The organism is Paractinoplanes deccanensis, assembly GCF_016862115.1.
In the GTDB taxonomy this organism is placed as follows: Bacteria; Actinomycetota; Actinomycetes; order Mycobacteriales; family Micromonosporaceae; genus Actinoplanes; species Actinoplanes deccanensis.
Genome location: NZ_BOMI01000146.1, coordinates 131,164 through 153,491 on the forward strand (window position 1 = coordinate 131,164; position 22,328 = coordinate 153,491).

The following is a 22,328-nucleotide window of genomic DNA, read 5'->3' on the forward strand; positions in this document are numbered from 1 at the left end:
ACCACTTCCCCGAGGTGAGGTCGTTCACGAGTTTGCGGATCCGGCTGATCCCCCGCCCGGGCGGGCGCCGAGGAAGCGCAGGATCTCCCGGCTGGTGGCGCCGGCGGCCACGGTCGCGGCATGGCCCTTGCGCCGGTACAGCAGCAGACGCGCGTCCGGGATGCGGTACGCGGTCTCCCGGAACAGCCGCGCACTGTAGAAGCCGTCGCGTTCGCCACCGATGACGAGCGTGGGTGCGGCGATCTCGCCGAGCCGGGGAGCGGCGTCGAAGGTGTCCTCCGCCTCGACCGTGACCACGAGATCGGTGACGTCGGGCGGGGCCATGCGGCGGCCGAGCAGCCACAGCAGGAGGGTGAACGACCACCCTCCGGCGCGGCTGCCCGCCAGGGCCGGGCCCGTCGACGCCCACGCGCGCCTCGGCCGCCCCGCCGCGGCGTGCCGGGCCAGAGCACGCTGAGCGCGACGGCCGCCGGCGGAGAGCCGGTGCGCGCTGGCGACGAGGACCAGCCGGCTCACCAGGTCCGGGTGGCCGGCCGCCAGGAGCTGGGCGATCGAGCCGCCGGTGGACACGCCGATCACCGGCACCGGGCGGCCGCCGAACTCGTGGCGGACGGCGGCCGCGTAGTCGTCGGCGAGGTCGCGCATCGTCACGCCCCGCGCGAGCCCGGGCCGCCGGTTGATCACGTACAACGTGAAGCGGCCCGTCAGCTTGCGGAAGGCGCGCACCTGGGCCCGCCGCTCCCGGCATCGCGGATCGGCGTTGTCGCCGCTGATCCCGGGAAGGAGGACCACCGGCGGTCCGGTGCCGACGGCCAGGCAGGGCAGGCCGCCGGTGAGGACACCACAGGCAGGTTCCATCACGATCAGTTCTTCGATCCTGAGCCGGAGCGCCGGCGTGTCCGCACGCCGACAGCCGCATCATCGCGCCGCCGCCCCGGGCATGGACAGGGCCGAAAGCCCTCGGCCGGGCAGGAGGAGGAGAGCGCCTTCAGCCTCGTTCCCGAGGCGGCCACGTCATGACCACGCCGCTGCGCAAGCTCCAGACGATGGACACCGCGATGGTCGCCACGATGACGCCGAGAGTCAGCGGTATCGGCAGCTTGCCGACCGGCGTCTCGGCGAGGATGAGCTTGACACCCGCGAAGGCGAGCAGCACCGCGAGACCGTAGTGCAGGTGCACGAAGCGGCGCAGCAGACCGGCCAGGCAGAAGTAGAGGCTGCGCAGGCCCAGGATCGCGAAGGCGTTCGCCGTCCAGACGAGGAACGGGCTGGTGGTGATCGCGAGGACCGCGGCCACCGAGTCGATGGCGAAGATCAGATCGGTGGCCTCGACCGCGATCAGGACGACGAACAGCAGCGTGGCCACGCGACGGCCGCGGACCCGCGTGAAGAACCGGTCGCCGTGGTAAGCCGGATCGGTCGGCACGAGGCGGCGCACGAGGCGGACGACGGGGTTACGGTCCGGTGGCGTCTGCTCGCCGTGCCGGAACGCCATACGGTAGCCGGTCCAGATCAGGAAGGCGCCGAAGACGTACGCCGTCCAGAAGAACGTCTCGAGCAGCTCGACGCCGACGAAGATGAACACCAGCCGCATGACGAGCGCGCCGACGACGCCCCAGAAGAGCACTTTGTGCCGCAGCGCCTCCGGCACGGCGAAGGCCGAGAACACCATTGCGAAGACGAAGACGTTGTCGACCGACAGCGCCTTCTCGATCAGATAGCCGGCGTAGTAGGTGCCGGCCACGTCCGGGCCCTGCCACCACCACAGCAGCGCTCCGAACAGCAGACCGGCACCGATCCAGACCGCGGACCAGGTCGCCGCCTCCCGGAAGCCGATGACGTGGTTGTCGCGGTGCAGGAACAGGTCGACCGCCAGCATCAGCGCAACGGCACCCATCACGAGAACCCATGCCCACCAGGGCACCAGCACGACGGAACTCCCTTCGACCGGCCGGCCGCGTGGGCCGGCGTCACCGGTCGACGGTCTCCCCGCACCACCTTGCCGGTGGCCGCGTCACCGAGACCTGGATGGCCAGGTCCGTACTGACGGCAACGCGTCGAACGCCGGGTACTCCCCCTCGAACTACGAACCAGTATTCCTGAATTATGATTCGTATGACAACGACGGAGGCGCTCATGCCGACTTGGACTTTCCTGACGAACCACGCGCATGTGCTGCTGGCCATCGCGCGCGACCCGGGCGCCCGGCTACGGGAGATCGCGGAGACCGTGGGCATCACCGAGCGCGCGGCGCAGGCCATCGTGGCCGATCTCGAGGACGCGGGCTACCTCGAGCACACGCGCGTGGGGCGCCGCAATCGATACACCGTCAACCCGCGGGGACACTTCCGGCACCCGGCGGAGGCCGACCGCCGCATCGGCGATCTGCTCGCCCTGTTCACCGATGCGCCGCCACCCGACGAGGAACAGGACCGCGATTGATCGCCGGCGACGTCGGCACGGCCCCCCGGACCCGGGACCTTGTTCCCTGGCCCCGGTGACCGCACCGGACTATCCAGAGTGTATGGACACGATTCCGCTGCTGCGGCCGACCGCGATCGACAAGAGCTCAGGAAAGGACGGTTTCGCCATGACCCTCAGCCGAGCCGACATCGTCGCCGTGCTGCGTTCCCGAGGGCTCACCGCCCGCGCCGACTGGGTCGAGCGCACGCTGCCCGAGGTCGTCGACGTCGCCAGGAATCGCAGCCTCCTGTCGACGTTGCACATCGATCCGGAGGCGCTCAGCCCCGTACGGGACGAACGCACTCCCGCCGGGGCGACACGATAGGCGCAGGGGCTACCCGCGTCGGCCGTGCCGCCAGAGCGCGACCGCGATCCAGCCCAGCCAGACGAACAGCAGCAGGCCGTAGCCGGCGTAGGCCCAGCCGAGCAACGGCCGGAGCGCCTCCGAGAGCATCCCGACGGCGCCCGTCGCGATGCCGAGCCAGGCGGCTCCGGCGCCGAACGGCCCGCGCAGCATCAGCAGCGCGATCAGCAGGATGCCGAGCGTCTGGAGCACGCCGATCACGGCCGGTACGTCGTTGAGCGCGATCAGCACCTCGGCACCGGCCGCGAACGGCGCCCGCTGCCCCAGCGTGCCCGCCTCCGCGTACTTGTCGCTGAGCACGACCATGGCCAGCGATCCGTCACCCGTGGCCGGCCACGCGAACGTCAGCACCCAGGAGCTGACGGCGATGAGGCCGGCGACGGCGGCCAGGCTCCTGCTCCGGGCGCGCAGCGCCACCGCCAGGGCGAGGAAGACCACCATCAGGAACAGGCTCGGCGTCATCCAGAGCAGCTGCCGCACGATGTAGACGGTGCGGTGCGCGCCGACGAACTCCAGCATGGCGGCGCCGCCCGACGTCGGTGGCGGGCTCGTGACACCGACGATGATCAGGGCCGCGACGTACGAGACGACCGCCAGAGCCGCCGCGACGGCTCCGGCGCGGAAGAGCGAGATCCAGGGCGCGTCGCCGTCCGGCGTCGGCGCGAGGTCGGCGGGTGCCTCTCGGGCCGCGAGTCTCGCTTCGTGTCCGGCCATCGCTTCCTCCCTACGCGTCCGCGGCCGCCGGCCTGGCGCTCGTGGTCACCGTCGCCAAGAACCGCCGGATGGCCGCGGTGATCTCGGGGTGGTCGCCGAGCCCCAGGTGCCCGCCGTGCTCCCCGGTCACCAGGCGGGCGCCCGGAATGCGCCGGCACATGGCCACGGCCTCGTCGTAGGGTGGCCCACCGTCGTCGCGGAAGTGGACGAACAGGGTCGGGCAGGTGATCCGCTCCAGCCGGCACCCGTTGATGTCGCGGTTGCCGGTGAAGGCGTCGAACATGATGCCCTCGACCCGCGGCCGCACCGGGAAGATCGAGTCCAGTTCCAGGGCGAGGCGCCGGCGGTCGGCGTCGGTCAACGGCAGGTCCCGCGGGACGCCCATCAAAGACGTGATGACGCCGGGCAGGTAGGTGCGCACGAGCCACATCAGCAGCTCCGACCGCCAGAGCCGGTACGCCACCGCGCGCGGCATGATGTCGCGGTCGTGGTGCGGCCCGGTCACGTTCGTCGATTGCAGCACCAGGGCCGCCACCCGGTCCGGGTGGCGGATCGCCAGTTGCAGGGCCGAGGTGCCACCGGCCGATCCGGCGTAGACCACGGCACGGTCGACACCGAGCACGTCCAGCAGCGCGGCGTGGGTGTCGGCCTGGAGCGCCACGGTGGCCCGCCGGGGCATCGGGGTGCCGAGGTAACCGAAGCGCGACGGGGCGATCAGCCGGTGGCCGGCCAGGATCTCGGGCTCGGCCAGGCGCACCGCCGCGTCGTGCCCGCCGAAGACGCCGTGCACCAGCAGGATCGGGAAGCCGGCACCCCGGTCGAGGTATTGAACGGGACCGGCCGGGGTCTGCGCGGTCGAGGTGGGAATGTCCGCGAGCCGTTGCCGGGCGGCGCGCATATAGGCCGGGAAGCCAAACGGGTTGCGGTTCATCATCGTCTCCTTACGGTGTTCCGGCAGGACGGCGTGTCTCCGGAGCGTCCGGTCGGTCCGCCATGCGTCCCGGCGCAGTCTCCGGCGCAGCTTGTTGACCGCCATCGTGCCCGCGGTGCCGGCGCCCAGAACGAGAAGCCGTCGCACGACATGCACCCCCTCGCTTGATACCCCCAACGGTATGAACGGGGTGATCTCGCGCCCTAGGGAAGGACGTCCCCGGGGCCAGGGCCGCTGGGCACCAGTTCGCTCACCCTTCGTCACGCGGGTTGCCGCACAGAGTGATGGCGATCAATGGCAGAACCATGTCATGGTGAGCGGGCGTGGCGGGTGCGTGGGAGGTGCCGGTGCGATTCAAAGGCCATTTCCGGCCGCTCGCGGCCGCTCTGCTTGTTGCTGTCACCGGCATCCTGACCACGCTCGTCGGTATCGCGATCAACGGTGCGACAGGCGACGAGAAAGCGGCATGGCCAGGCCCGCTCCGGCTGATCCAGACGAATCCGTGGCCGTCCGTCATTGTCCTCACCGCCGTAGGCGTCCTGGTGGCGATCCCGTTGTGGCGCCTCAGCAGCGGCTCCAGCGAGACGACGACGCCCAGCTCCGACACGACCGAGGACGACCGTGAGGTGGCCGGACTGCCCGAGTTCGTGCCCGGCACCCTGCGCGACCGCCGAACCCCGCTCGACGCCCTCACGACGAAGATGACGCGGGACGAGGGAGTGTTCGTCCAGTTGGTGGGCGCGCCCGGCATCGGCAAGACCGCGATCGTCGCCGAGCTGCTGCGCAATCGGCCGGACAACGTCGGGGCGGGTTACCTGGCGGTTCGGGGGTTTCCCGGGGTCAACGCCTTCTCGGTGCTGGAGAGGCTCGCCTCGGCCGTCTCCGACCCTGGCGATCGACAGCGGTTGCTGGAACGTCTGAGCGACGGCGGCTCCGACCTGGTTATGCGGTCGAAGGACGTGCTCAGGGAGCTCGGAAAGAGCCGTGTCTGGCTGGTGGTCGACGACGCACAGGATCTCTTCGCGACCGGTGCGAGCGAGTGGCTGGACGAGGCACTCGGCCTGGTCTTCGACACCCTGAGGGACCAACGGGAGGAGCATCGCGTCAAGGTGCTCTTCGCCTCGGAGAAGCCGCTGCCTCGCCCCCGCGACATAGAGACAGTATCGGTGACGGCCGGACTGCCGCAGGAGTACTTCCGGGCATTCGTGGGCGACGTGGCGATCCCGGGCGCTCCCGCTCCACGCGTGGGCGCGCTGGCCAAGGCGACCGGCCGCCACCCCCGAACCGCCGAACTGGTCCTGGGCATTCAGGCGATCAAGGCAGAGACCGGCCCCGATCCGATCGATGTCGCGTCGGACTCCAAGGCTTTGACGAGGACGCTGCTGTCGAGCCTGGACGAGCCGCGGAGGCGCGCCCTCCGCCTCCTGGCGATCCTCGACCGGCCGGTCCGCCCGCCGGTGATCGCTCACCTCGACGGACGGCCCTCCGACGAGGTGGGCGACGTGCGCGACGCGCTCGACCAACTGGTGCGCTGCCGGCTCATCCGGCGATACGACGATCACTACTACGTGCCCGGCGGCGAGTCCGGCCGGATAACCACCAGAATTCCCGAGGCGGAGATCGCCTCGCAGCGCCGGAAGGCCGCGGAGTACTTGGCGGCAACCGTCCCCGGCCGAGACCCCGTTCGCCTCGACGATCTGGAGGACGATCTGCACGCCGTCGACCTCTTCGTCAGCGCCGGCGACCCGGGGCGGGCGGTCCGGTTGATGGCCTCCCTGAACGACCGCTACCTCTTGGGCTGGGGACAGACCGCCGCGTTGACGCCGTGGCTGACCCGGGTCTCGGGCGAGCGTCTCAGCTTTCGCGAGCAGGTGCTCTACGTGATGCTGACCGGGCACGCGCTGGCTCAGCAGGGCAACCTCGAGAAAGCCATCGAGACGGTCGAGGGTGGCGTGCGCATGAGCGCCGGGCCGAAGCCGTCCACGACGTACCTGGCGTTCCTGGTGCAACTCGCCGCGTACCATTTCCGAGCCGGCCAGGTGGCGAAGGCGGCCGAGCACTATCAGACCCTGCTGGACCAATCGCCCGCCGGACACAAGGGCGTGTCCACGGCGCATCTGGGTCTCGCGGTCTGCCTCGTCGAGGCCGGCGCCTTCGCGGAGGCCGACGACCACCTCGACCGCGCCGAGTCGGACCGGCACTCCGCCGACCCGGACGTGGTCCTTCCCCTCCTCTACCTCCGAGCTTTGATCAGCTTTGAGCGTGGCCGGGACGATGAGAGCCTCGCTCGGCTCGAGGACTTGCGGAAACGGGCCGGGAACGACCGTGTCATGATCGCGCGCTGCGACGACCTGCAGGCCTGGGTCCACCTGCTCCGGCGGGACCCCAAGCTCGCCGAGGACGCGGCGAGGCGTGCGCAGGATGTGGCGGTCCGGGTCGGCGATCCGGACCTCTGGAGCACCGCGCACACGACTCTCGCCTTCGTCGAGCTGACCAAGGGCTGCCCAGGCCCGGCACTCACCGCCGCGAAGCCGGCCACCCGGTATGCCCAGGGCGTGCTCGGCGCCGAGGCCTTCGCCATGCAGGGCGTCGCCTTCCTGCGCGACGGCAACAGAGGGGAGCCCACCCGGCGGGCCTTCGCCGAGGCGGTGGAGCTGGCTCGTGCCTTACGCGAGACGTCGCCCGGAAGCTATCGCGCCTACGAGATCGAGGGTCTCGCGCTCTCCGGACTCGCGTTGCTGCAACCGGAGCGAGGTGAGCAGCCGGCGCTCGACGCCTATCTGGCGGCCCGGGACATCGTGGACTTGGGCGGTGCGCGATTCCGGCGGCGTGAGTTCTTCGCCACCCTGATCGCCGGCTCGCCGGGCAACCCGTTGCCCCGGATCAAGGCACTGCTCGGCTGATCAGAGCCAGCCACGATGCTGCGCCATGATGAGCGCGTCCGTCCTGTCCCGAGCGCCCATCCGCGTGTAGAGATCGCGCAGCAGCCGGAACATCATGCGCTCGGAGTAGCCGGCTTCGGCCGCCAACCGCCCGACGGTGGCACCCTGGGCCAGGCCACGCAGCCAATGGCGTTCGGCCGGCGACGGCTCGTCCGGCACGGCAGGGTCCGTTGCGGGCGCGGTCAGCTCGCGCAGCACGTCGACGGGGACCACGCTTTCGCCGCGGACCACAGCTCGGAACCGCTCACGAAATGCCGCTGGGGTGGCGTCGCGAGCCATGACGCATGCCGCGCCAGCCCGAAGGGCACGCACGGAGTCACGCACGGACATCTCCTCGAGCAGGGCGATGAGCACCAGATCGGAGGCCGTCCGGCGCAAACCTTCGAGGGTCCGCCAGTCCGCCTCACTCTTCAGGGTGAGGACCACGACGGTGGTCTGCTCGTCTCGAACCCACCCGAAGAGATCGTCCGGCGTCTCCGGCTCGAATCCGGCATCGCGCAAGATCTCGACGACACCGTGCCGGAAGACGGGCAGAGGATCGGCCACGGCGATCCGCACAAGCATGAGATCGTGGCCTCCTCCTCATCCGGGACAGACGCCCGTTGATCCTTGTCGACGCCCCGTCCCGTGCGCCAGCCGGACACTCCATGGCGGGGCTGTGCCATCATGATGGCGTCATGGACCGGCAGGCCAAACCGCACTTAGCGTCATCGATATGTCACCGTCCGGCGTTGCTCCAACATGGAGATCCGAAAGCTACTTCGACAACGACAGCGATCCCCCGGACATCACGGCGGCCGTCGAGAAATGTGCCGCGACCGCGGAGCAATCCGAAGAAGAGCTGTCGAAGCATTCCGTCGCGCTCTGCAGAGCGGCCACCCGGCTGGAAGTGGAGCGGACCGACAACCAAGCGCTGATCGACGCGCGGCAGCAACTGCGCGAGGCCGCCACCGCGGTGGAACGGGCATGCGAGTTGCTCCAGGACGCCCAGGCCAACAGCACGACCTTCCTCAGCGGCCGATGAGCTGACCGCGGGCACCCGCTTCGGCACCCAGCTGGCATGCTGGGGTGGACGAAGGGGAGCAGGCCGTGGGCATCGAGGCCGAGCTGCGCGCCGAGTTCGATCGCTCGGAGCGCAGGGAGATGGCGGTCTTCAACGCCCTGCCGTACGTCCTGCTGGCGGTCAGCACCCTGCTCACGCTGCTCCAGCCCCTCTGGGACGGGCCCGTGCCCGTCGCCGCCGTGCTCGGGCTCGCGGCCGCCGCCGCGCTCTGGGTGCTTTTCTTCCACACCCTGCACCCGGAATGGCACCGGAACCGCCCGGTGATGGCCCTCTACTACGCGGGTCTCACGGTGCTCGCCGGCGCTCTCGTCGCGATCGCGCCGTTCTTCGGGCTGTTCGCCTTCGGCGGCTACCCGCAGGCGTTCGTCTACCTGAGTGGGCGGTGGCGCTACGCGGGTGTCGCCGCCACCGCGACGATCTCCGCGGTGGCGTACCTGGGCGGGCTGGAGAGCGCCGCCGGCGGCGCGTGGTGGGAATGGCTCGCCGTGTGGGCGGTCAACGTCGTGCTGGCCGCCGTGTTCTTCCACTTCGCCGATCTGACGCACCTGCGCAACGCCGAGCAGAGGCGGGCGCTCGCCGCGTTGCACGAGGCCAACCGGGAGCTGGAGGCGGCGCTGGAGGAGAACGCCGGCCTGCACGCCCAGCTGCTCGTGCAGGCCCGCCGGGCGGGCGTGCTCGACGAGCGGCAGCGGATGGCGCGGGAGATCCACGACACCGTCGCTCAGGGGCTGGCCGGCATCGTCACCCAGCTCCAGGCCGCCGAGCGGAGCCTGGACGCGGCGTCGAGCCCGCACCGGCGGGTGACGAACGCGATCGACCTGGCCCGCGAGAGCCTCACCGAGGCACGCCGCACCGTCCATGCCGTACAGCCGTCCCTGCTCGCCGAGGCCCGGCTCCCGGACGCGATCGACGACCTGGCGCGGCGCTGGGCGCGGGTGAACCACGTCGACGTGGTGGTGACCACGACCGGCGACGCCCGCCCGCTGGATCCCGGCATCGAGGTGGCGCTCCTGCGTACCGCGCAGGAAGCCCTCGCCAACGTCGCCAAGCACGCGCAAGCCCGCCGGGCCGGGCTCACCTTGTCCTACATGGACGACGTGGTGACGCTCGACGTCCGGGACGACGGCGCCGGCTTCGAACCCGCCGCCCTCCGTGGCGCCGGCTCCGCGGAGGGCGGGTTCGGCCTCGCCGGCATGCGGCAGCGGGTGCGGCGCCTGGCGGGCCGCCTGGACATCGAGTCGGAGCCGGGCAACGGCACGGCGATCTCGGCGACCGTGCCGGCCATCCCGCCGGGCGGCGGCGACCGCTCAGTGCGGGACGACGGCGTGGCCCCGGCCGCGGGCGATCAGCCAGCGGTTGACCGGGACGGTGACCACGAAGGCGACCGCCAGGGCAGCCGCCAGGGCAACCGCCAGTGACAACCAGAACGCGAAGGTCGCCAGTCCGGCGTCCATGGCGCCGGGGATGGCCAGCAGGATCGCGTTGTCGTGATGCGCGTGCCCGCTCACGGCTGGTGGCGGCGGACGAAGGCGAGCGCGGTGTCCGCGACCTCACGCCAGCCGCTGTCGATGGTCAGCGAGTGCCCCCGGTTCGGCATCTCGACGATCTCGGTTGGGTTGGAGTTGTCCTTCTGCTGCTTGTAGGACGCGTTGGCGATGGCCCACGGCACGGTGTGGTCCTTCTCCCCCGAGATGATCAGCAGCGGGCCGCGTTGCGGGTTGCCGGTGTCGACCTTGACCTCGGTCCACGGGTTGAGGTTGGCGGTGGCGGCCTGGAACAGCGGCTCGCCGGACGCCGGCACCGCGTACGTGGCGTACAGCTCCCGCGCCTCCTCCTCGGTGACCGCGTTGGCGAAGCCGTACCGGAACTGGTCGTAGGTGAGCGGGACGGCCCGGTGATAGTTGGCGGGGTTGCCGATGACGGCGCTCGCCACCCGCAGCGCGCTGATCGGCAGCGGCAGGACACCGCGGAACGGGGCCGGGTCGATCGCCACCGTCGCGGCGGACAGGCCGCGGCCGGCGCTGATCTGCGCGAGCAGGCCGCCGAACGAGTGCCCGATCACCGCCGGCTTGCGGTCGAGCTTGCCGATGAGCCCGCAGAAGTGGTCGGCGACCTGGCCGACGCTCTTCTTCGCGAACACGCCGGGGTGGGCGTTGGCCTCCTCGACGGTGTCCGGGTCGTCCGGCCAGCCGGGCACGACGGGCGCGTACCCGGCCTCGGCGAACACCTCGGCCCACCGCTGCCAGCTGGACGGCAGCAGCCACAGCCCGTGGATGAACACGACCGGCGTGCGCCCACTGGCGTTGGCGGCCTCGACCTGGGCCAGATCCGTTTGCGGCGACATGTCAGCTCTCCTCGAACGCGTACGCGGGAACGGGATCACCGTAGGGGTGGCGCCGCCCCGCTCGCGTACGTCGGTTTACGTAATCGTGGACAGGGCCCGGGACAGCTCCCCGCGCGACTTGATGCCGAGTTTCGGGTAGATGCGGTAGAGGTGGGTGGAGATCGTGCGGGGCGACAGGAAGAGCCGCTCGGCGATCTCCGGGTTGCTCAGGCCCTCGGCGGCGAGCGCGGCGATCTGCAGCTCCTGCGGCGTCAGGGTGCCCGCCGCGTCGGCCGGGCGGCGCAGCGTCTCGCCGGAGGCGCGCAGTTCGGCGCGGCAGCGGTCGGCCCACGGCCGGGCGCCGAGCGCGTCGAAGGTCGTGGCCGCGGCGCGCAGCAGGGGGCGGGATTCGGCGCCCCGTCGCCGGCGGCGCAGCCAGGTGCCGTACGAGTGCTGCAACCGGGCCCGTTCGAACGGCCAGGCGGACAGGTCGGCGGCGAGCGCGGCCTCGTACGCCTCGGCGTCACCGGCGAGGACCGCGTCGGCGTACCGAAGCCCCACCAGCAGCGAGGGACAGCGGCTCTGCTCGGCGATCGGCCGCAGCGGCGCGATCAGCTCGCGCAGCGACTCCCCCTGCCCGCTCCAGGCGGCGGCCTCCGCGACATGCCCGACGATCTTCATCTGGGTGCCGACATGGTACGGGGTGTCGGCCGGATCGAAGACGCGGCGGAAGTGGCGGTACGCGTCCTGGGGCCGGCCCTCGGCCAGCGCGGCCACGCCCCGGATCGTCTGCACCAGCGCCATCATCGGCAGCCGCCCGCCGGTCAGCAGGACGCTCTCGCCGAGGTCCGCGATCTGCCGGGCCGCGTCCCCGTCGCCGCGCAGCGCGTGGGCGTGGCCGAGCGCCAGCCGTGCGGTCAGGCCCCACGCCCGCTGGCCGGTCTCGGCGGCCAGGGACACCCCTTCGGTCGCGGCCGTCATCGCCGTGGTGCTGTCGGACTGGAAGGCGGCCACGAACGCCTGGGTCGACAACAGTTGCGCCAGGACGCCGATCCGGCCCTGAGCGCGTGCGCCGGTGGCCGCCTCGGCGTAGAAGTGCGCCGCCACGTCCAGGGCGCCGAGGGCGCTGCTGGCCAGGCCGAGGGTCTGATGCTCGAACGGGCTGAGGTCGAACCGGGTGCGCAGCCGCGCGATCCGTTCCAGGCAGACCGCGCCGCGCTCGATCGGCGCGATCATCGCGATCATGCCGACGAGGCGCGGATCGTCCTCGGCGCCGCCGAGACGGTCGGCGACCTCCAGGTAGAGCCGGGCCGTCCCGGCGTCCGGATTGCTCCAGACGAACAGGACGGTCATGGCGAGCATCGCGTCGACGGCCCGCCGCAGATCGCCCTCGCGGCGCAGCGAGTCGACCAGCTCGGCGTAGACGGCGAACCGCACGGTGCCGGACAGCCCGGTCTGCAGGTGCGTCTCCCGCATGTACGACAGCCACGCCTGATCCGCCGGCCGCAGCTGCTGTCCGGCCACCTCGCCGAGGATCCGCCGCGCGGTCGCGCCGTCGCCGAGCTCGACCGCGACGTTCACGGCGGCCAGCTGCCGCCGTCCGCGCTCGGCCGGGTCCTCGCTCAGCTGCACGGCCCGTTCGAACGCGGCGAGCGCGACCCCGCCCGCCTGCCGGTCCCCGGCCGCCATGGCCGTCTCGGTCAGCTCGCGGGCCAGCGCCTCGTCCGGCCCGGACGCCGCCGCGGCCCGGTGCCACACCTGGCGGGCCGGGTCGGCGGCCGTCACCTCGGCCAGCGCCGCGTGCGCCCGCCGCCGCCGGGCCGCGCCGGCCGACTGGTACAGCGCCGAGCGCAGCAGCGGATGCCGGAACCGCAGCCGGTACGCCGCGTCGACCTCGACGAGCCGGGTGACCACCGCGGGCTCGATGTCCTCGGCGGTCACCGGGCGGCCCTCCACCCGGCCGCAGGCCGCCAGCATCTCGTCCAGTCCGTCACCGTCGTCGGCCGCGGCGACCAGCAGCAGCGACCGGGTCACCGGCGGCAGCTCGCCGACCAGCATGGCGAACGTCCGCTCCACCCGCGTGCTCAGCGGCAGCCGGGACGGCAGCAGCGCGGCCCCGCCCGACCGGGCCGCCACCGCGCCCAGCTCGACCAGCCCCAGAGGGTTGCCGGCCGCCTCCTCGAGCACCCGTTGCCGCAGCGCCGGAGCCAGGCCCGCGGCCACCCGGTCCAGCAGCTCCCCCGCTTGCGGCAGATCCAGCGGTTCGAGCCGCATCTCCGGCAGGCCCGCCTGGGCCAGGAGCCGGTCGACGTCCTCGCCGTCGCGCACGGTCAGCACCATCGCCACCGCGTCCGACCCGATCCGCCGCGCCGCGAAGGTCAGCGCCTCCCACGAGCCGGGGTCCAGCCAGTGCGCGTCCTCGACCGCCACGAGGACCGGTTCGGGCACCGCACCGAGCATCTCCAGCAGCCGCACCGCGGCCCGGAACGGCGAGTCGATCTCCATCGAGGCAGCGCCGGCCGAGAGCGACCGGGTCAGCCGGTGCAGCGCCGCGTACGGGATGTGCACCTCGGCCTGGATCCCGGACGTCGTGACGACCCGGAACCCCCGTTGCCCCGCGGCCCGCGACACGTGCGCCAGCAGCGCCGACTTGCCGATGCCGGCCTCACCGCGCACCACCGTCACGGCACCGCACCGGCGCGCCGCCTCGTCGAGGACAGCCGTCAACGCGGCCGCCTGTCTCCCCCGCCCCACCAACACCGGCTCATGCTAATGAAGTTCCCCGGTTCGCCTGCGCACACATCAACCGTCCCTCCAAGATCACGCCATGTGCGCGGCCACGGCGATGCCGCCGGCGATCGCCCCGATGCTGGCGACCCCCGGACCGGTGCCCACGGATCCGGGCTGGGCGGCGGAGGCGAAGCATGACGGAATGCGGGCCGCGGTCACCGCCGCCGGCGGCCGCTGGCGGCTGCGCAGCCGCACCGGCCGCGACATCACCGGCGCCTTCCCCGAGCTGGCCGTCCTGCCGGAGCTGCTCGGCGGCCGCCGGGCAGCGCTGGACGGCGAGCTGGTCGTCCTGGACGCCGCGGGAGTCCCGGACTTCTCGCGCCTGCAACAGCGCATCGGCGTACGCGACCCCAGCCCCCGGCTGCTGCGCGCGGCACCGGCCACCCTGTACGTGTTCGACCTGCTGGTCCTCGACCAGCGGGACCTGATGGCGGCGCCCTACACCGAGCGCCGGGCGACCCTGGACGAGCTGACGCTGCGCGGATCCGGTGTGGACACGCCGCCGTCGTTCGCCGACGCGGGCACCGAGCTGTACGCGGCGGCGCGCGAGCTCGGCCTCGAGGGCATCGTCTGCAAGCGGCTGGCTTCCCCGTACACCCCGGGTCAACGCTCCAAGGCCTGGGTGAAGACGGTGATCCCGCACGAGGCCGACGTGGTGGTCTGCGGCTGGCTGCCCGGCCGGGGCCGGCTGCGCGGCACCATCGGCGCCCTGCTGGTCGGCGCCTACGACCGCGCGGGCCGGCTGCACCTGGTCGGCCGGGTGGGAAGCGGCCTGTCCGGCGCCGCCCGGCGCCAGCTCGAACAGCAGCTCGCCCCCCTGCGCCGCGGCAGCCCACCGGCCGGCCACGCCGAGCTCGCCGCCATGGCCGAGGCGACGTGGGTCGACCCCCAGGTGGTCGCCCGCATCGCCTACCGCTCCTGGACGAGCGGCGACCAGCTGCGGCACCCGGTCTACCGCGGCGTGGTCGACGACCGCGACGCCTCGGCGGCACAACTGCCGGGGGACGACGGCCCGGCGTAGCAACCTGGGCCGTTCAGAAGTCCACCGCCGTCAGCCAGCGCGCGCCCGGCGCCACCCGATACCCTCGCCCGGTCAGTTCGCGCACCACCGCCGGCATGTGCGCGGCGCCGAAGACGACGGCGATCTCGGCGTCCTCGTCCGCGAACTCGCCGTCGATCTCGCGCAGGGTCCGGATCAGCAGGTCGTCGCGCTCGGCCAGGAGCTTGCGGTGCAGAAACGCCGGGCGCAGCTCGATCTCGCTGTCGTCGTCGATGTCGAGTCGGTGCCGGGTGAGCCAGTCCCGGCCGTGCAGCGCCATGTCGAGCGCCAGCGCCGGGGTCAGCAGCGCGACGTCGGCCCAGGCCTCGCGGGGCAGGGCCCGGTCCGGGCCGGCCGCGACGCCGTCGACCGCGTCCGGAAAGATGATCGGCACACCGAGCGAGCCGTAGTCGATGTCCTGGTGCACCAGGTCGCGGCCGATCCGCTGCCTGGTCAGCTTGAGCGCCGCCACATAGGCGAAGCCGGTCGAGCTGGGCCCGTCGTACTGCTCGGCCACCACCGCCACGCAGGGCTTCAGCCGCTCGCGGATCGCCCGGTAGTAGTCCGGCCGCCCGATGTGAATCGTCGGGATCACGACGAACTTGAGCCCGCCCGGCCGCCGCCGGAACACGGTGACGGACGTGCGGATGCCGACCATGCTCATCTCGGTCAGCTGCACGCGCCCCAGGGTAGGTGCCGGGCGCCAGGCGCGCCTGAGCTGCCGGTAGGCTGCCGCTGGTGTCCAGGCCCGGTGTGCAGCGTGCGCTGATCGCCGCCGTACAGGTGCTCGGTCTGGCCGTGTGGTTCTCGGCCTCGACCGTGGTGCCGGCGCTGCGCGAGACGTGGCAGATCAGCGCGACCGCGTCCGTGTGGCTGACCGCCTCCGTGCAGCTGGGTTTCGTGACCGGGGCGATCGCGTCGACGGCGCTCAACCTGGCCGACCGGGTGCGGGCGCATCAGCTGATGGCCGTGTGCGCCGCCGCGGCCGCCGGGTGCACCGCCGCCTTCGCGCTCGCCGCCGGCGGGCTGGGCAGCGCCGTACCGCTGCGGTTCCTCACCGGCGTGTTCCTCGCCGGGGTCTATCCGGTCGGCATGAAGCTCACCGGCTCGTGGACGCCGCCGGCGCGGCGAGGGCTCGCGTTCGGCGTCATGATCGGCGCGCTCACCCTCGGCTCGGCCCTGCCGCACCTGATCCGCGGCCTGGGCGACCTGCCGTGGCGCGGCGTGATGGGCGCGGCGGCCGGGTGCGCGGCTCTCGGCGCCCTGCTGGCCGCGGCCCTGGTCCGGGAGGGGCCGCAGTTCGCCCGCGGCGCATCGGCGCGGCCCCATCCGCGGTACGCCCTGACGATGTTCCGCGAGCGCGGGCCGCGGCTGGTGAACCTGGGCTACTTCGGGCACATGTGGGAGCTGTACGCGCTGTGGACGTGGCTGCCCAGCTTCCTGATCGCGGGCACCGCCGCCCGGACGGGCCGGGACGACGCCAACGTCAGCCTGCTCGCGTTCGCCGCCATCGGCCTCGCCGGGGTGGCCGGTTGCGTGGCCGGCGGGTGGGCCGCGGACCGGTTCGGCAGGTCGCCCGCCGCGGTCGCCGCCCTGGTCGTCAGCGGCGCCTGCTGCCTGGTCTCGCCGCTGTTCTTCACCGCCCCGCCCGCCGCGGTCGCCGCGCTCGCCGTGGTGTGGGGCGCCGCCGTCATCGCCGACTCCGGAGTCTTCTCCACGTCGCTCAGCGAGGTCGCCGACAAGCGGTACGTCGGCACCGCCCTCACCGCGCAGACGGCCATCGGTTTCGCGCTGACCGTCGTCACCATCCAGCTCGTTCCCGTCCTCGCCGGCGCGACCGGCTGGCGCTGGGCGTTCTGGCTGCTCGTGCCCGGCCCCGTCGTGGGCGCGGTGGCGATGCGCGCGTTCGGCCGCCGGAGCCTGCGATCGCATCGATCGCTTACGCTGTGACCCGCACAGGCCAGCACGAGATCGGGAGCGAGATTTGTCCGGCATCGCGAAGACCGTCGTAGTCTTGATCGTCAGCGGGATCGTGGCCATCGGCGGCTTCGTCTTCGCGAACAACCCGGGCAATCCCACCGCCACCTGCCAGGGCCGCGTGATGCGCGCCGGCGACACCTGCGTCGAGACGACCACGACGCGGCAGGAGGTGCGCACGGTCGAGCAGCAGGCCGAGATGCAGCGCGCCAAGCGCGGCCGGTACGGCCTGGGCGCCGGCATCGCCGGGTCGATCGTCTTCGTCTGCGCCGCCGGCTACCTCGCGCTCCTCGTCGGGGTCAAGCGCGAGAAGACCCGCGAGGACGCCCGCCCGCAGCTGGGCCTGCGCAGGAAGCTCGCGGAGGAGAACGGCTGGCAGTTCACGGCCGAGGACCCGGCGATCGAGCGGACGTTCCCGGCCAAGGCGCGCAAGGACAAGGCGCAGGGCACATTCACCGAGGTCGTGCGCGGTGAGCTCGACGGTGTCCGCTTCGAGGCTTTCGACCACAGCTACCAGCGGTACGACAAGAAGGGCGTCACCGACGAGCGGAACACGGTCGTCCTGTTCCACCATCCCGGCCTCCTGCTGGACGACGTCTCGGTCTTCGCCGATCAGGTCTACCCCGCGCAGGCCACTCCCCTGGTGCTGACCAAGCAGCTGCAGAGCGCGATGAGGCGTCTCAACGTCACCAACTTCACCCTGTTCGAGGGCACCGTCGTGGTGGCGCGGGCCCTGATCCGCGACCACAAGACCGGCAAGCTGCACGACCTGCTCCGCGCGGTCCGCGCCCTGCTGGACGAGCTCCCGGCAACCACGATGGACCGCACCCGCACGTGACCACCGCGCCGGGCCCGCTCAGTCGAGAAGCCGGCTCATGTCCACGGTGATGCCGGCCGCGTGCATCTCCTTCGCGAGCTCGACCTTCCAGTTTCCGTCGGGGTAGTTGAGGTACGCGATCCCCTCGATGTCCGAGGGCTTCTCGACGCCCGCGTTGAGCACCGCGACATGACCACGGCCGAGCCGGCCGAAGAAGAAGCCGAGCTCGAACACGACGTTCTGCCGTGCGCGGAGTCTCTCCTCCTCGCGGCCGTGCGACTTCGCCCGGCCGATGTCGTCCGGTGTGGCGAGGACGATCGCATAGCCGGCCTCGGCGGCTGAGTGCTCGAACTTCTCCAGTACGGTCCTTCCCCGGTTCGCCTGCTCGCCCAGGATGACGGGTTGCTGTCCCGTCAACCGGGCCACGAAACGGGCCACGAAACGGGCCACACCATGCTGTGCCTCGCCGTCGTGGCTGTGCACCAGGAACACGGTGCCGTTGGGGCGTGCGGCGCTCTGCATATCCCGGAGCCGCGATTGATCCGGGCGGTATTCATGACGTGCGCCGGCCGGGTGGCGACGGACCGCCGAACCCTCGAAGGGCGATTCGGAGTCGAATGTGCGAGACCCCTCGGCAAGAGCCCCTTCCCTCATGAGCCAGTCGGACAGGGCCGAGATGGATCCGGTGGCCACGATCTGAGGCCCCGGTTTTAGGAACCGCACGAGACGTCGTGCGGACCCTAAAAGTCCGACCACGAGCAAGCAGCGAGACGCGAGCCGGTGGCGATTGCGGTCATCGTGTGGCCGCTTTTGTTCGTAGGGTCGCGGCATGTCGCAACGGCTCATCGAGATCAGGGGTGCCCGCGCCAACAACCTCAAGAACCTCGACATCGACATCCCCCGGGGCCGGATGGTCGTCTTCGTCGGGGTGTCGGGGTCGGGCAAGTCGTCGCTCGTGTTCGACACGATCGCGGCCGAGGCCGGTCACCAGATGAACGAGACCTATCCGCCGTTCGTGCGCAATCGGCTTCCGCGGTGGCGCAAGCCCGACGTCGGGCACATCGGCGGGTTGTCGCCGGTGGTGGTCATCGATCAGAGACGGCTCGGCGGCAACGCGCGGTCGACGGTCGGCACCATCACCGACGCGTGGACGTACCTGCGGCTTTTGTTCTCGCGGATGAGCACGCCGCACGTGGGTGAGTCGACGCGGTTCTCGTTCAACGACAAAAGCGGTATGTGCCCGGCGTGCAGCGGCCTCGGCGACGTCGTGGTGAGCGCTGTCGACCGCTTTCTCGACCTCGACAGGTCGCTTCAGGACGGCGCGATTCTGCTGCCAGGCTTCGGCAACGGCGGGTACTGGTATTCGCAATACGCGGACATCGGCTCCTTCGACGCCGATACGCCGTTGCGGGATTGGACCGAGGAGCAACGGCAGGCCCTTCTGTACGGGCGGGAGCGCACCGAGGGGGTGGTGGAGCGATTCGAGCGCATCTACCTGCGTACCGGTGACAACCTGTCGGACCGCAAGCAGGAGACGATCGCCCGGTTCACGCGCTCGCAGACCTGCCCGGAGTGCCACGGCGACCGGCTCAACGAGGCGGCCCGCACCGCGACGGTCAACGGGCTGACGATCGGCGACTGCGCCCGCATGGAGATCAGCGAGCTCGCGCGGGCGGACCTGCCGGCGGGCCACCCGGTGGTGGACGCGCTGCGCGCCAGGCTCGACGCGATCATCGCGATCGGACTCGGCTACCTGCATCTGGGGCGCGCGACGACCACCCTGTCCGGCGGCGAGTCGCAGCGCATCAAGACGGTCAAGCATCTCGGCAGCAGTCTGATCGAGATGCTCTACATCTTCGACGAGCCCACCGTGGGCCTGCACCCGCACGACGTGGCGTCGATGACCCGGCTGCTGCGGCGGCTGCGCGACAAGGGCAACAGCGTGCTCGTGGTGGAGCACGACCCGGCCGTGATGGCGGCCGCCGACCAGATCGTCGAGATCGGCCCGGGCGCGGGCGACCGGGGTGGCGAGCTGGTCTTCCAGGGTCCGTTCGAGGAGCTGAGGGGTACGCCGACAGCCGCCGAGCTGGCACGGCAGCGCCCGGTGAAGGCCGAGCCCCGCGAGCCGGCCGGCGCCGTCACGGTCCGCGACGCGCGCCGCAATAACCTGCGCGGTCTCACCGTGGACTTCCCCGCCCAGGTCATGACCGTGCTGACCGGCGTCGCGGGCTCCGGCAAGTCGAGCCTCGCGGCGGAGCTGGTCGCCCAGCACGGCGCCGTCGTCATCGACCAGCGGCCGGTAGCCCCCAACAGAAGGTCGACCCCGATCACGTACGCCGGGATCGCCCCCGCCGTCCGCAAGCTGTTCGCCCGCCACAACCGCGTCCCGGCCGCCCTGTTCAGCGCGAACTCCGAGGGCGCCTGCCCCGCGTGCGACGGCCTGGGCGTCATCTACACCGACCTCGCCTTCATGGAGGGCCAGGAGACCGTCTGCGACGAGTGCGAGGGCCGCCGCTTCCGGCCCGAGGTGCTGCGCCACACCGTCGACGGCCTGTCGATCGCCGACATCGACCAGCTGACCGTCAGCGCCGCCATCCGCCGCCTCGGCGACCCGAGGATCACCGAAGCGCTGCGCCACCTGGACGACGTGGGCCTCGGCTACCTGCGGCTGGGCCAGCCCCTGACCACCCTCTCCGGCGGCGAATGCCAGCGCCTCAAAATCGGCAGGGAGCTGCGCGACACCACCGACAAGACGCTGTACGTGCTCGACGAGCCCACCACCGGCCTGCACCTGCGCGACATCGGCACCCTGCTCGCGCTGCTCGACGGCCTCACCGACCGGGGCCACACCATCGTCGTCATCGAGCACAACCTGGACGTCATCCGCCACGCCGACTGGCTCATCGACCTGGGCCCGGGCCCGGGCCACCACGGCGGCCAGATCCTGTACGAGGGCCCGGTCAAGGGCATCACCGGCACCGCGACGGCCGAGGCCCTCATGGATCGTTTCGAGTGACCCGCGGCAATCTCGCCGGCACGGCGAGGGTGGTGACGTCAGGGCCGCAGGGCACGCAGGCCGGTGCGGATCTCGCCGGCCAGGATCTCGGGCTGTTCGAGGGCCGCGAAGTGTCCGCCCTCGCCGGCCTCGCCGTAGTGGATCAGGTTGCGGTAGGTGTCTTCGATCCAGCTTCGGGGCAGGCGCGGGATGTCCTTGGGAAAGACGGTCACCGCGACCGGGAGCGTCAGCTTCGGGCCGGCGAACGTGCGGGTCCGGTTCTCCCAGTAGATGCGGGCGGACGACGCCGCGCTGTTGGTGAACCAGGACAGCGATATCGCGTCGAGCATGTCGTCGATGCCGAGGGCGTCCTCGGCCAGGCCGTGATTGTCGGTCTTGGACTGGAACTTCTCGTAGATCCAGGCCGCCTGGCCGGCGGGCGAGTCGGCCAGGGCGAAGCCGACGGTCTGCGGCCTCGTGCCCTGAAGGTGGTTCGACCCGCCGAGATCGCCGGTGTAGACGGCGAGGGTCTGCACGGCGTGGCGCTCGTCGGGCGACAGGCTGTCGGGTATCCGGGCGGGGAAGGCGAACGGGGTGTTCAGGTGGATGCCGAGAAGCCCCTCGGGTTGCCTCTCTGCGAGGGCGGTGGTGACGGCGGCACCCCAGTCGCCGCCGTGTGCGGTCCATCGCGTGTAGCCCAGGCGCTTCATCAGCTCGGCCCACGCGCCGGCGATGCGCGACACCGTCCAGCCGGGGGTCGAAGGCTTCTGGGAGAACCCGAAGCCGGGCAGCGACGGGACGACCACGTCGAACGAGTCGGCGGCGTCTGCGCCGAAGGAGACGGGATCGGTCAGCGGGCCGACGAGCTCGAGGAAGTCGGCGGCCGAGCCCGGCCATCCGTGCGTCAGGATCAGCGGCATCGCGCCGGGATGCGGGGACCTGACGTGGATGAAGTGGATGTCCAGCCCGTCGATCTCGGTCAGGAACTGGGGAAGGCGATTGAGCTCGGCCTCGAAGCGCCGCCAGTCGTAGCGGTGCTGCCAGTGGTCGACCAGAGATCGGGCGTTCTGCACGCGCACCCCTTGTGACCAGTCGGCCACTGTTTCCGGATCAGGCCAGCGAGTGGCGGCCAGTCGCCGCTTCAGGTCGTCGATCTCCGCATCGGGGATCGAGACGGTGAACGGGCGAACGTCGGCCTTGGTCGGTGCGGTCATTGCCTTCTCCTGACCTGCAAGGTGCGATGCAACGGTTCGTTGCACACTGCTGTGCAATCTAATCCACTGCACAGCCGTGTGCAACGATGGTGTCCGTGCCTGCCGAGTCGTCTCGTACGCGCGCGATGAAGGAGACCCGCGACCGCATCCTCGACGTCGCCCTCGAAGTGCTGGGAGAGAGCCCCGACGCGGGAATGGGCGAGATCGCCGCGGCCGCCGGCGTCGTCCGCCGCACGGTCTACGGCCATTTCCCCTCGCGCCTCGACCTGATCCGGACGCTCATGGAACGGGCCGTGGCCGAGATGACGGCCGTGCTGACCGACATCAACGCCGGCGGCGCGGCGGCCGACGTGATGTGGGTCGAGTTCGTCGCCCGCGTCTGGCCGGTGGCGCACCGGTACCGGGTGCTGCTGGCGCTGCGCCGTGGCGAGTACGGCGAGGCGATTCACGGGCTGCTCGGTCCGGTCGATGAGCTGCTCGCCGACCTCGTCGCGCGGGGCCAGGACAGCGGCGTGTTCGCCCGGCACCTGCCGCCCGCGGTTCTGAGCCAGCTCGCGTACGGCGCCGTGTTCGCCCTCGCGGACACCGACCTGCCGGACGGGGCCCGCGGCGCCCGGGCGGCGACGATCACGAGCCTGCTGATGCTGGGAGTTCCCGAGGCACGGGCGATCACCCTCGTGGACAACCGGCTCTGAC

19 protein-coding genes and 2 pseudogenes are annotated in these 22,328 nt (G+C 71.7%); 10 read left to right on the plus strand and 11 right to left on the minus strand.

What is annotated here, in order from left to right; translation table 11 throughout:
- Window positions 1-24 precede the first annotated feature (24 nt).
- Both Ade02nite_RS35880 and Ade02nite_RS35885 read right to left on the minus strand, forming a co-directional pair.
- Window positions 25-858 carry an alpha/beta fold hydrolase gene (locus Ade02nite_RS35880; protein WP_203773496.1) on the minus strand — a complete coding sequence of 278 codons (834 nt, stop codon included), beginning with the start codon at window positions 856-858 and terminating at the stop codon, window positions 25-27.
- A 130-nt stretch (window positions 859-988) separates the two neighbouring features.
- Window positions 989-1,930, minus strand: coding sequence for a TerC family protein (locus Ade02nite_RS35885; RefSeq protein WP_203773498.1), 942 nt, complete (start codon window positions 1,928-1,930; stop codon window positions 989-991).
- A 206-nt stretch (window positions 1,931-2,136) separates the two neighbouring features.
- Here Ade02nite_RS35885 and Ade02nite_RS35890 point away from each other — a divergent pair, with 206 nt between their 5' ends.
- Both Ade02nite_RS35890 and Ade02nite_RS35895 read left to right on the plus strand, forming a co-directional pair.
- A complete protein-coding gene (locus Ade02nite_RS35890; RefSeq protein WP_239169299.1) occupies window positions 2,137-2,442 on the plus strand; it encodes a helix-turn-helix transcriptional regulator in 306 nt (101 codons plus the stop codon).
- An 82-nt stretch (window positions 2,443-2,524) separates the two neighbouring features.
- Window positions 2,525-2,788 carry a hypothetical protein gene (locus Ade02nite_RS35895; protein ID WP_239169300.1) on the plus strand — a complete coding sequence of 88 codons (264 nt, stop codon included), beginning with the start codon at window positions 2,525-2,527 and terminating at the stop codon, window positions 2,786-2,788.
- Between the two features lie 9 nt (window positions 2,789-2,797).
- Here the strand turns inward: Ade02nite_RS35895 and Ade02nite_RS35900 are convergent, their stop codons facing one another.
- Both Ade02nite_RS35900 and Ade02nite_RS35905 read right to left on the minus strand, forming a co-directional pair.
- The gene (locus Ade02nite_RS35900) at window positions 2,798-3,541 is read right to left on the minus strand and encodes a hypothetical protein (RefSeq protein ID WP_203773503.1); all 744 of its coding nucleotides are present in this window, start codon (window positions 3,539-3,541) and stop codon (window positions 2,798-2,800) included.
- Window positions 3,542-3,587: 46 nt separating this feature from the next.
- Window positions 3,588-4,619 (minus strand): annotated as a pseudogene (locus tag Ade02nite_RS35905) (alpha/beta fold hydrolase); the annotation flags it as partial.
- Window positions 4,620-4,819: 200 nt separating this feature from the next.
- Here Ade02nite_RS35905 and Ade02nite_RS35910 point away from each other — a divergent pair.
- Window positions 4,820-7,375: an AAA family ATPase gene (locus Ade02nite_RS35910; RefSeq protein WP_203773509.1), complete on the plus strand. Its 2,556-nt coding sequence runs from the start codon at window positions 4,820-4,822 to the stop codon at window positions 7,373-7,375.
- On the opposite strand, the gene Ade02nite_RS35915 is transcribed toward Ade02nite_RS35910, so the two are convergent.
- Entirely contained in the window at window positions 7,376-7,978 is a 603-nt protein-coding gene (locus Ade02nite_RS35915) for a response regulator transcription factor (protein ID WP_203773511.1), read from the minus strand. It abuts the gene before it with no gap.
- Between the two features lie 151 nt (window positions 7,979-8,129).
- On the opposite strand from Ade02nite_RS35915, the gene Ade02nite_RS35920 reads away from it, so the two are divergent.
- Window positions 8,130-8,438, plus strand: coding sequence for a hypothetical protein (locus tag Ade02nite_RS35920; protein WP_203773513.1), 309 nt, complete (start codon window positions 8,130-8,132; stop codon window positions 8,436-8,438).
- Between the two features lie 44 nt (window positions 8,439-8,482).
- Complete coding sequence (locus tag Ade02nite_RS35925) at window positions 8,483-9,895, plus strand: sensor histidine kinase (protein WP_239169301.1); 1,413 nt, start codon at window positions 8,483-8,485, stop codon at window positions 9,893-9,895.
- Here Ade02nite_RS35925 and Ade02nite_RS49795 read toward each other — a convergent pair.
- The 3 genes and pseudogenes from Ade02nite_RS49795 to Ade02nite_RS35935 form a co-directional block, all read right to left on the minus strand.
- A pseudogene (locus Ade02nite_RS49795) lies at window positions 9,869-9,931 on the minus strand (hypothetical protein); the annotation flags it as partial. The gene Ade02nite_RS35925 and the pseudogene Ade02nite_RS49795 overlap by 27 nt on opposite strands.
- A gap of 50 nt (window positions 9,932-9,981) precedes the next feature.
- Window positions 9,982-10,821 carry an alpha/beta hydrolase gene (locus Ade02nite_RS35930; RefSeq protein ID WP_203773515.1) on the minus strand — a complete coding sequence of 280 codons (840 nt, stop codon included), beginning with the start codon at window positions 10,819-10,821 and terminating at the stop codon, window positions 9,982-9,984.
- Between the two features lie 75 nt (window positions 10,822-10,896).
- Window positions 10,897-13,560, minus strand: coding sequence for a helix-turn-helix transcriptional regulator (locus tag Ade02nite_RS35935; RefSeq protein ID WP_203773517.1), 2,664 nt, complete (start codon window positions 13,558-13,560; stop codon window positions 10,897-10,899).
- 67 nt (window positions 13,561-13,627) lie between these two features.
- Here Ade02nite_RS35935 and ligD point away from each other — a divergent pair, with 67 nt between their 5' ends.
- The gene (gene ligD, locus Ade02nite_RS35940; RefSeq protein ID WP_203773519.1) at window positions 13,628-14,611 is read left to right on the plus strand and encodes a non-homologous end-joining DNA ligase; all 984 of its coding nucleotides are present in this window, start codon (window positions 13,628-13,630) and stop codon (window positions 14,609-14,611) included.
- Window positions 14,612-14,624: 13 nt separating this feature from the next.
- Here the strand turns inward: ligD and Ade02nite_RS35945 are convergent, their stop codons facing one another.
- Complete coding sequence (locus Ade02nite_RS35945; RefSeq protein ID WP_203773521.1) at window positions 14,625-15,308, minus strand: hypothetical protein; 684 nt, start codon at window positions 15,306-15,308, stop codon at window positions 14,625-14,627.
- Between the two features lie 59 nt (window positions 15,309-15,367).
- Between Ade02nite_RS35945 and Ade02nite_RS35950 the strand changes: the two genes are divergently transcribed.
- Both Ade02nite_RS35950 and Ade02nite_RS35955 read left to right on the plus strand, forming a co-directional pair.
- Complete coding sequence (locus Ade02nite_RS35950) at window positions 15,368-16,579, plus strand: MFS transporter (RefSeq protein WP_203773523.1); 1,212 nt, start codon at window positions 15,368-15,370, stop codon at window positions 16,577-16,579.
- Window positions 16,580-16,643: 64 nt separating this feature from the next.
- Complete coding sequence (locus Ade02nite_RS35955; RefSeq protein WP_203773525.1) at window positions 16,644-17,444, plus strand: hypothetical protein; 801 nt, start codon at window positions 16,644-16,646, stop codon at window positions 17,442-17,444.
- 18 nt (window positions 17,445-17,462) lie between these two features.
- Here the strand turns inward: Ade02nite_RS35955 and Ade02nite_RS35960 are convergent, their stop codons facing one another.
- Window positions 17,463-18,116 (minus strand): TIR domain-containing protein, encoded by a 654-nt coding sequence (locus Ade02nite_RS35960; protein WP_203773527.1) that lies wholly within the window; start codon window positions 18,114-18,116, stop codon window positions 17,463-17,465.
- A gap of 136 nt (window positions 18,117-18,252) precedes the next feature.
- Between Ade02nite_RS35960 and Ade02nite_RS35965 the strand changes: the two genes are divergently transcribed.
- Window positions 18,253-20,439, plus strand: a complete 2,187-nt coding sequence (locus Ade02nite_RS35965) for an ATP-binding cassette domain-containing protein (RefSeq protein WP_203773529.1) — start codon at window positions 18,253-18,255, stop codon at window positions 20,437-20,439.
- Window positions 20,440-20,477: 38 nt separating this feature from the next.
- Here the strand turns inward: Ade02nite_RS35965 and Ade02nite_RS35970 are convergent, their stop codons facing one another.
- Window positions 20,478-21,632, minus strand: a complete 1,155-nt coding sequence (locus tag Ade02nite_RS35970; protein WP_203773531.1) for an epoxide hydrolase family protein — start codon at window positions 21,630-21,632, stop codon at window positions 20,478-20,480.
- A gap of 95 nt (window positions 21,633-21,727) precedes the next feature.
- Between Ade02nite_RS35970 and Ade02nite_RS35975 the strand changes: the two genes are divergently transcribed.
- On the plus strand, window positions 21,728-22,327 hold the full coding sequence (locus Ade02nite_RS35975; protein WP_203773533.1) for a TetR/AcrR family transcriptional regulator: 600 nt from the start codon (window positions 21,728-21,730) through the stop codon (window positions 22,325-22,327).
- Window position 22,328: the final 1 nt, after the last annotated feature.

What these genes read in the sequence shown, in the direction of transcription:
- Ade02nite_RS35930 (WP_203773515.1), bottom strand. Translation starts at nt 10,821, where the DNA reads ATGTCGCCGCAAACGGATCTGGCCCAGGTCGAGGCCGCCAACGCCAGT.
- Ade02nite_RS35970 (WP_203773531.1), bottom strand. Translation starts at nt 21,632, where the DNA reads ATGACCGCACCGACCAAGGCCGACGTTCGCCCGTTCACCGTCTCGATC.
- Ade02nite_RS35920 (WP_203773513.1), top strand. Translation starts at nt 8,130, where the DNA reads ATGTCACCGTCCGGCGTTGCTCCAACATGGAGATCCGAAAGCTACTTC.
- Ade02nite_RS35895 (WP_239169300.1), top strand. Translation starts at nt 2,525, where the DNA reads ATGGACACGATTCCGCTGCTGCGGCCGACCGCGATCGACAAGAGCTCA.
- ligD (WP_203773519.1), top strand. Translation starts at nt 13,628, where the DNA reads ATGTGCGCGGCCACGGCGATGCCGCCGGCGATCGCCCCGATGCTGGCG.
- Ade02nite_RS35900 (WP_203773503.1), bottom strand. Translation starts at nt 3,541, where the DNA reads ATGGCCGGACACGAAGCGAGACTCGCGGCCCGAGAGGCACCCGCCGAC.
- Ade02nite_RS35890 (WP_239169299.1), top strand. Translation starts at nt 2,137, where the DNA reads ATGCCGACTTGGACTTTCCTGACGAACCACGCGCATGTGCTGCTGGCC.
- Ade02nite_RS35880 (WP_203773496.1), bottom strand. Translation starts at nt 858, where the DNA reads ATGGAACCTGCCTGTGGTGTCCTCACCGGCGGCCTGCCCTGCCTGGCC.
- Ade02nite_RS35915 (WP_203773511.1), bottom strand. Translation starts at nt 7,978, where the DNA reads ATGCTTGTGCGGATCGCCGTGGCCGATCCTCTGCCCGTCTTCCGGCAC.
- Ade02nite_RS35965 (WP_203773529.1), top strand. Translation starts at nt 18,253, where the DNA reads ATGTCGCAACGGCTCATCGAGATCAGGGGTGCCCGCGCCAACAACCTC.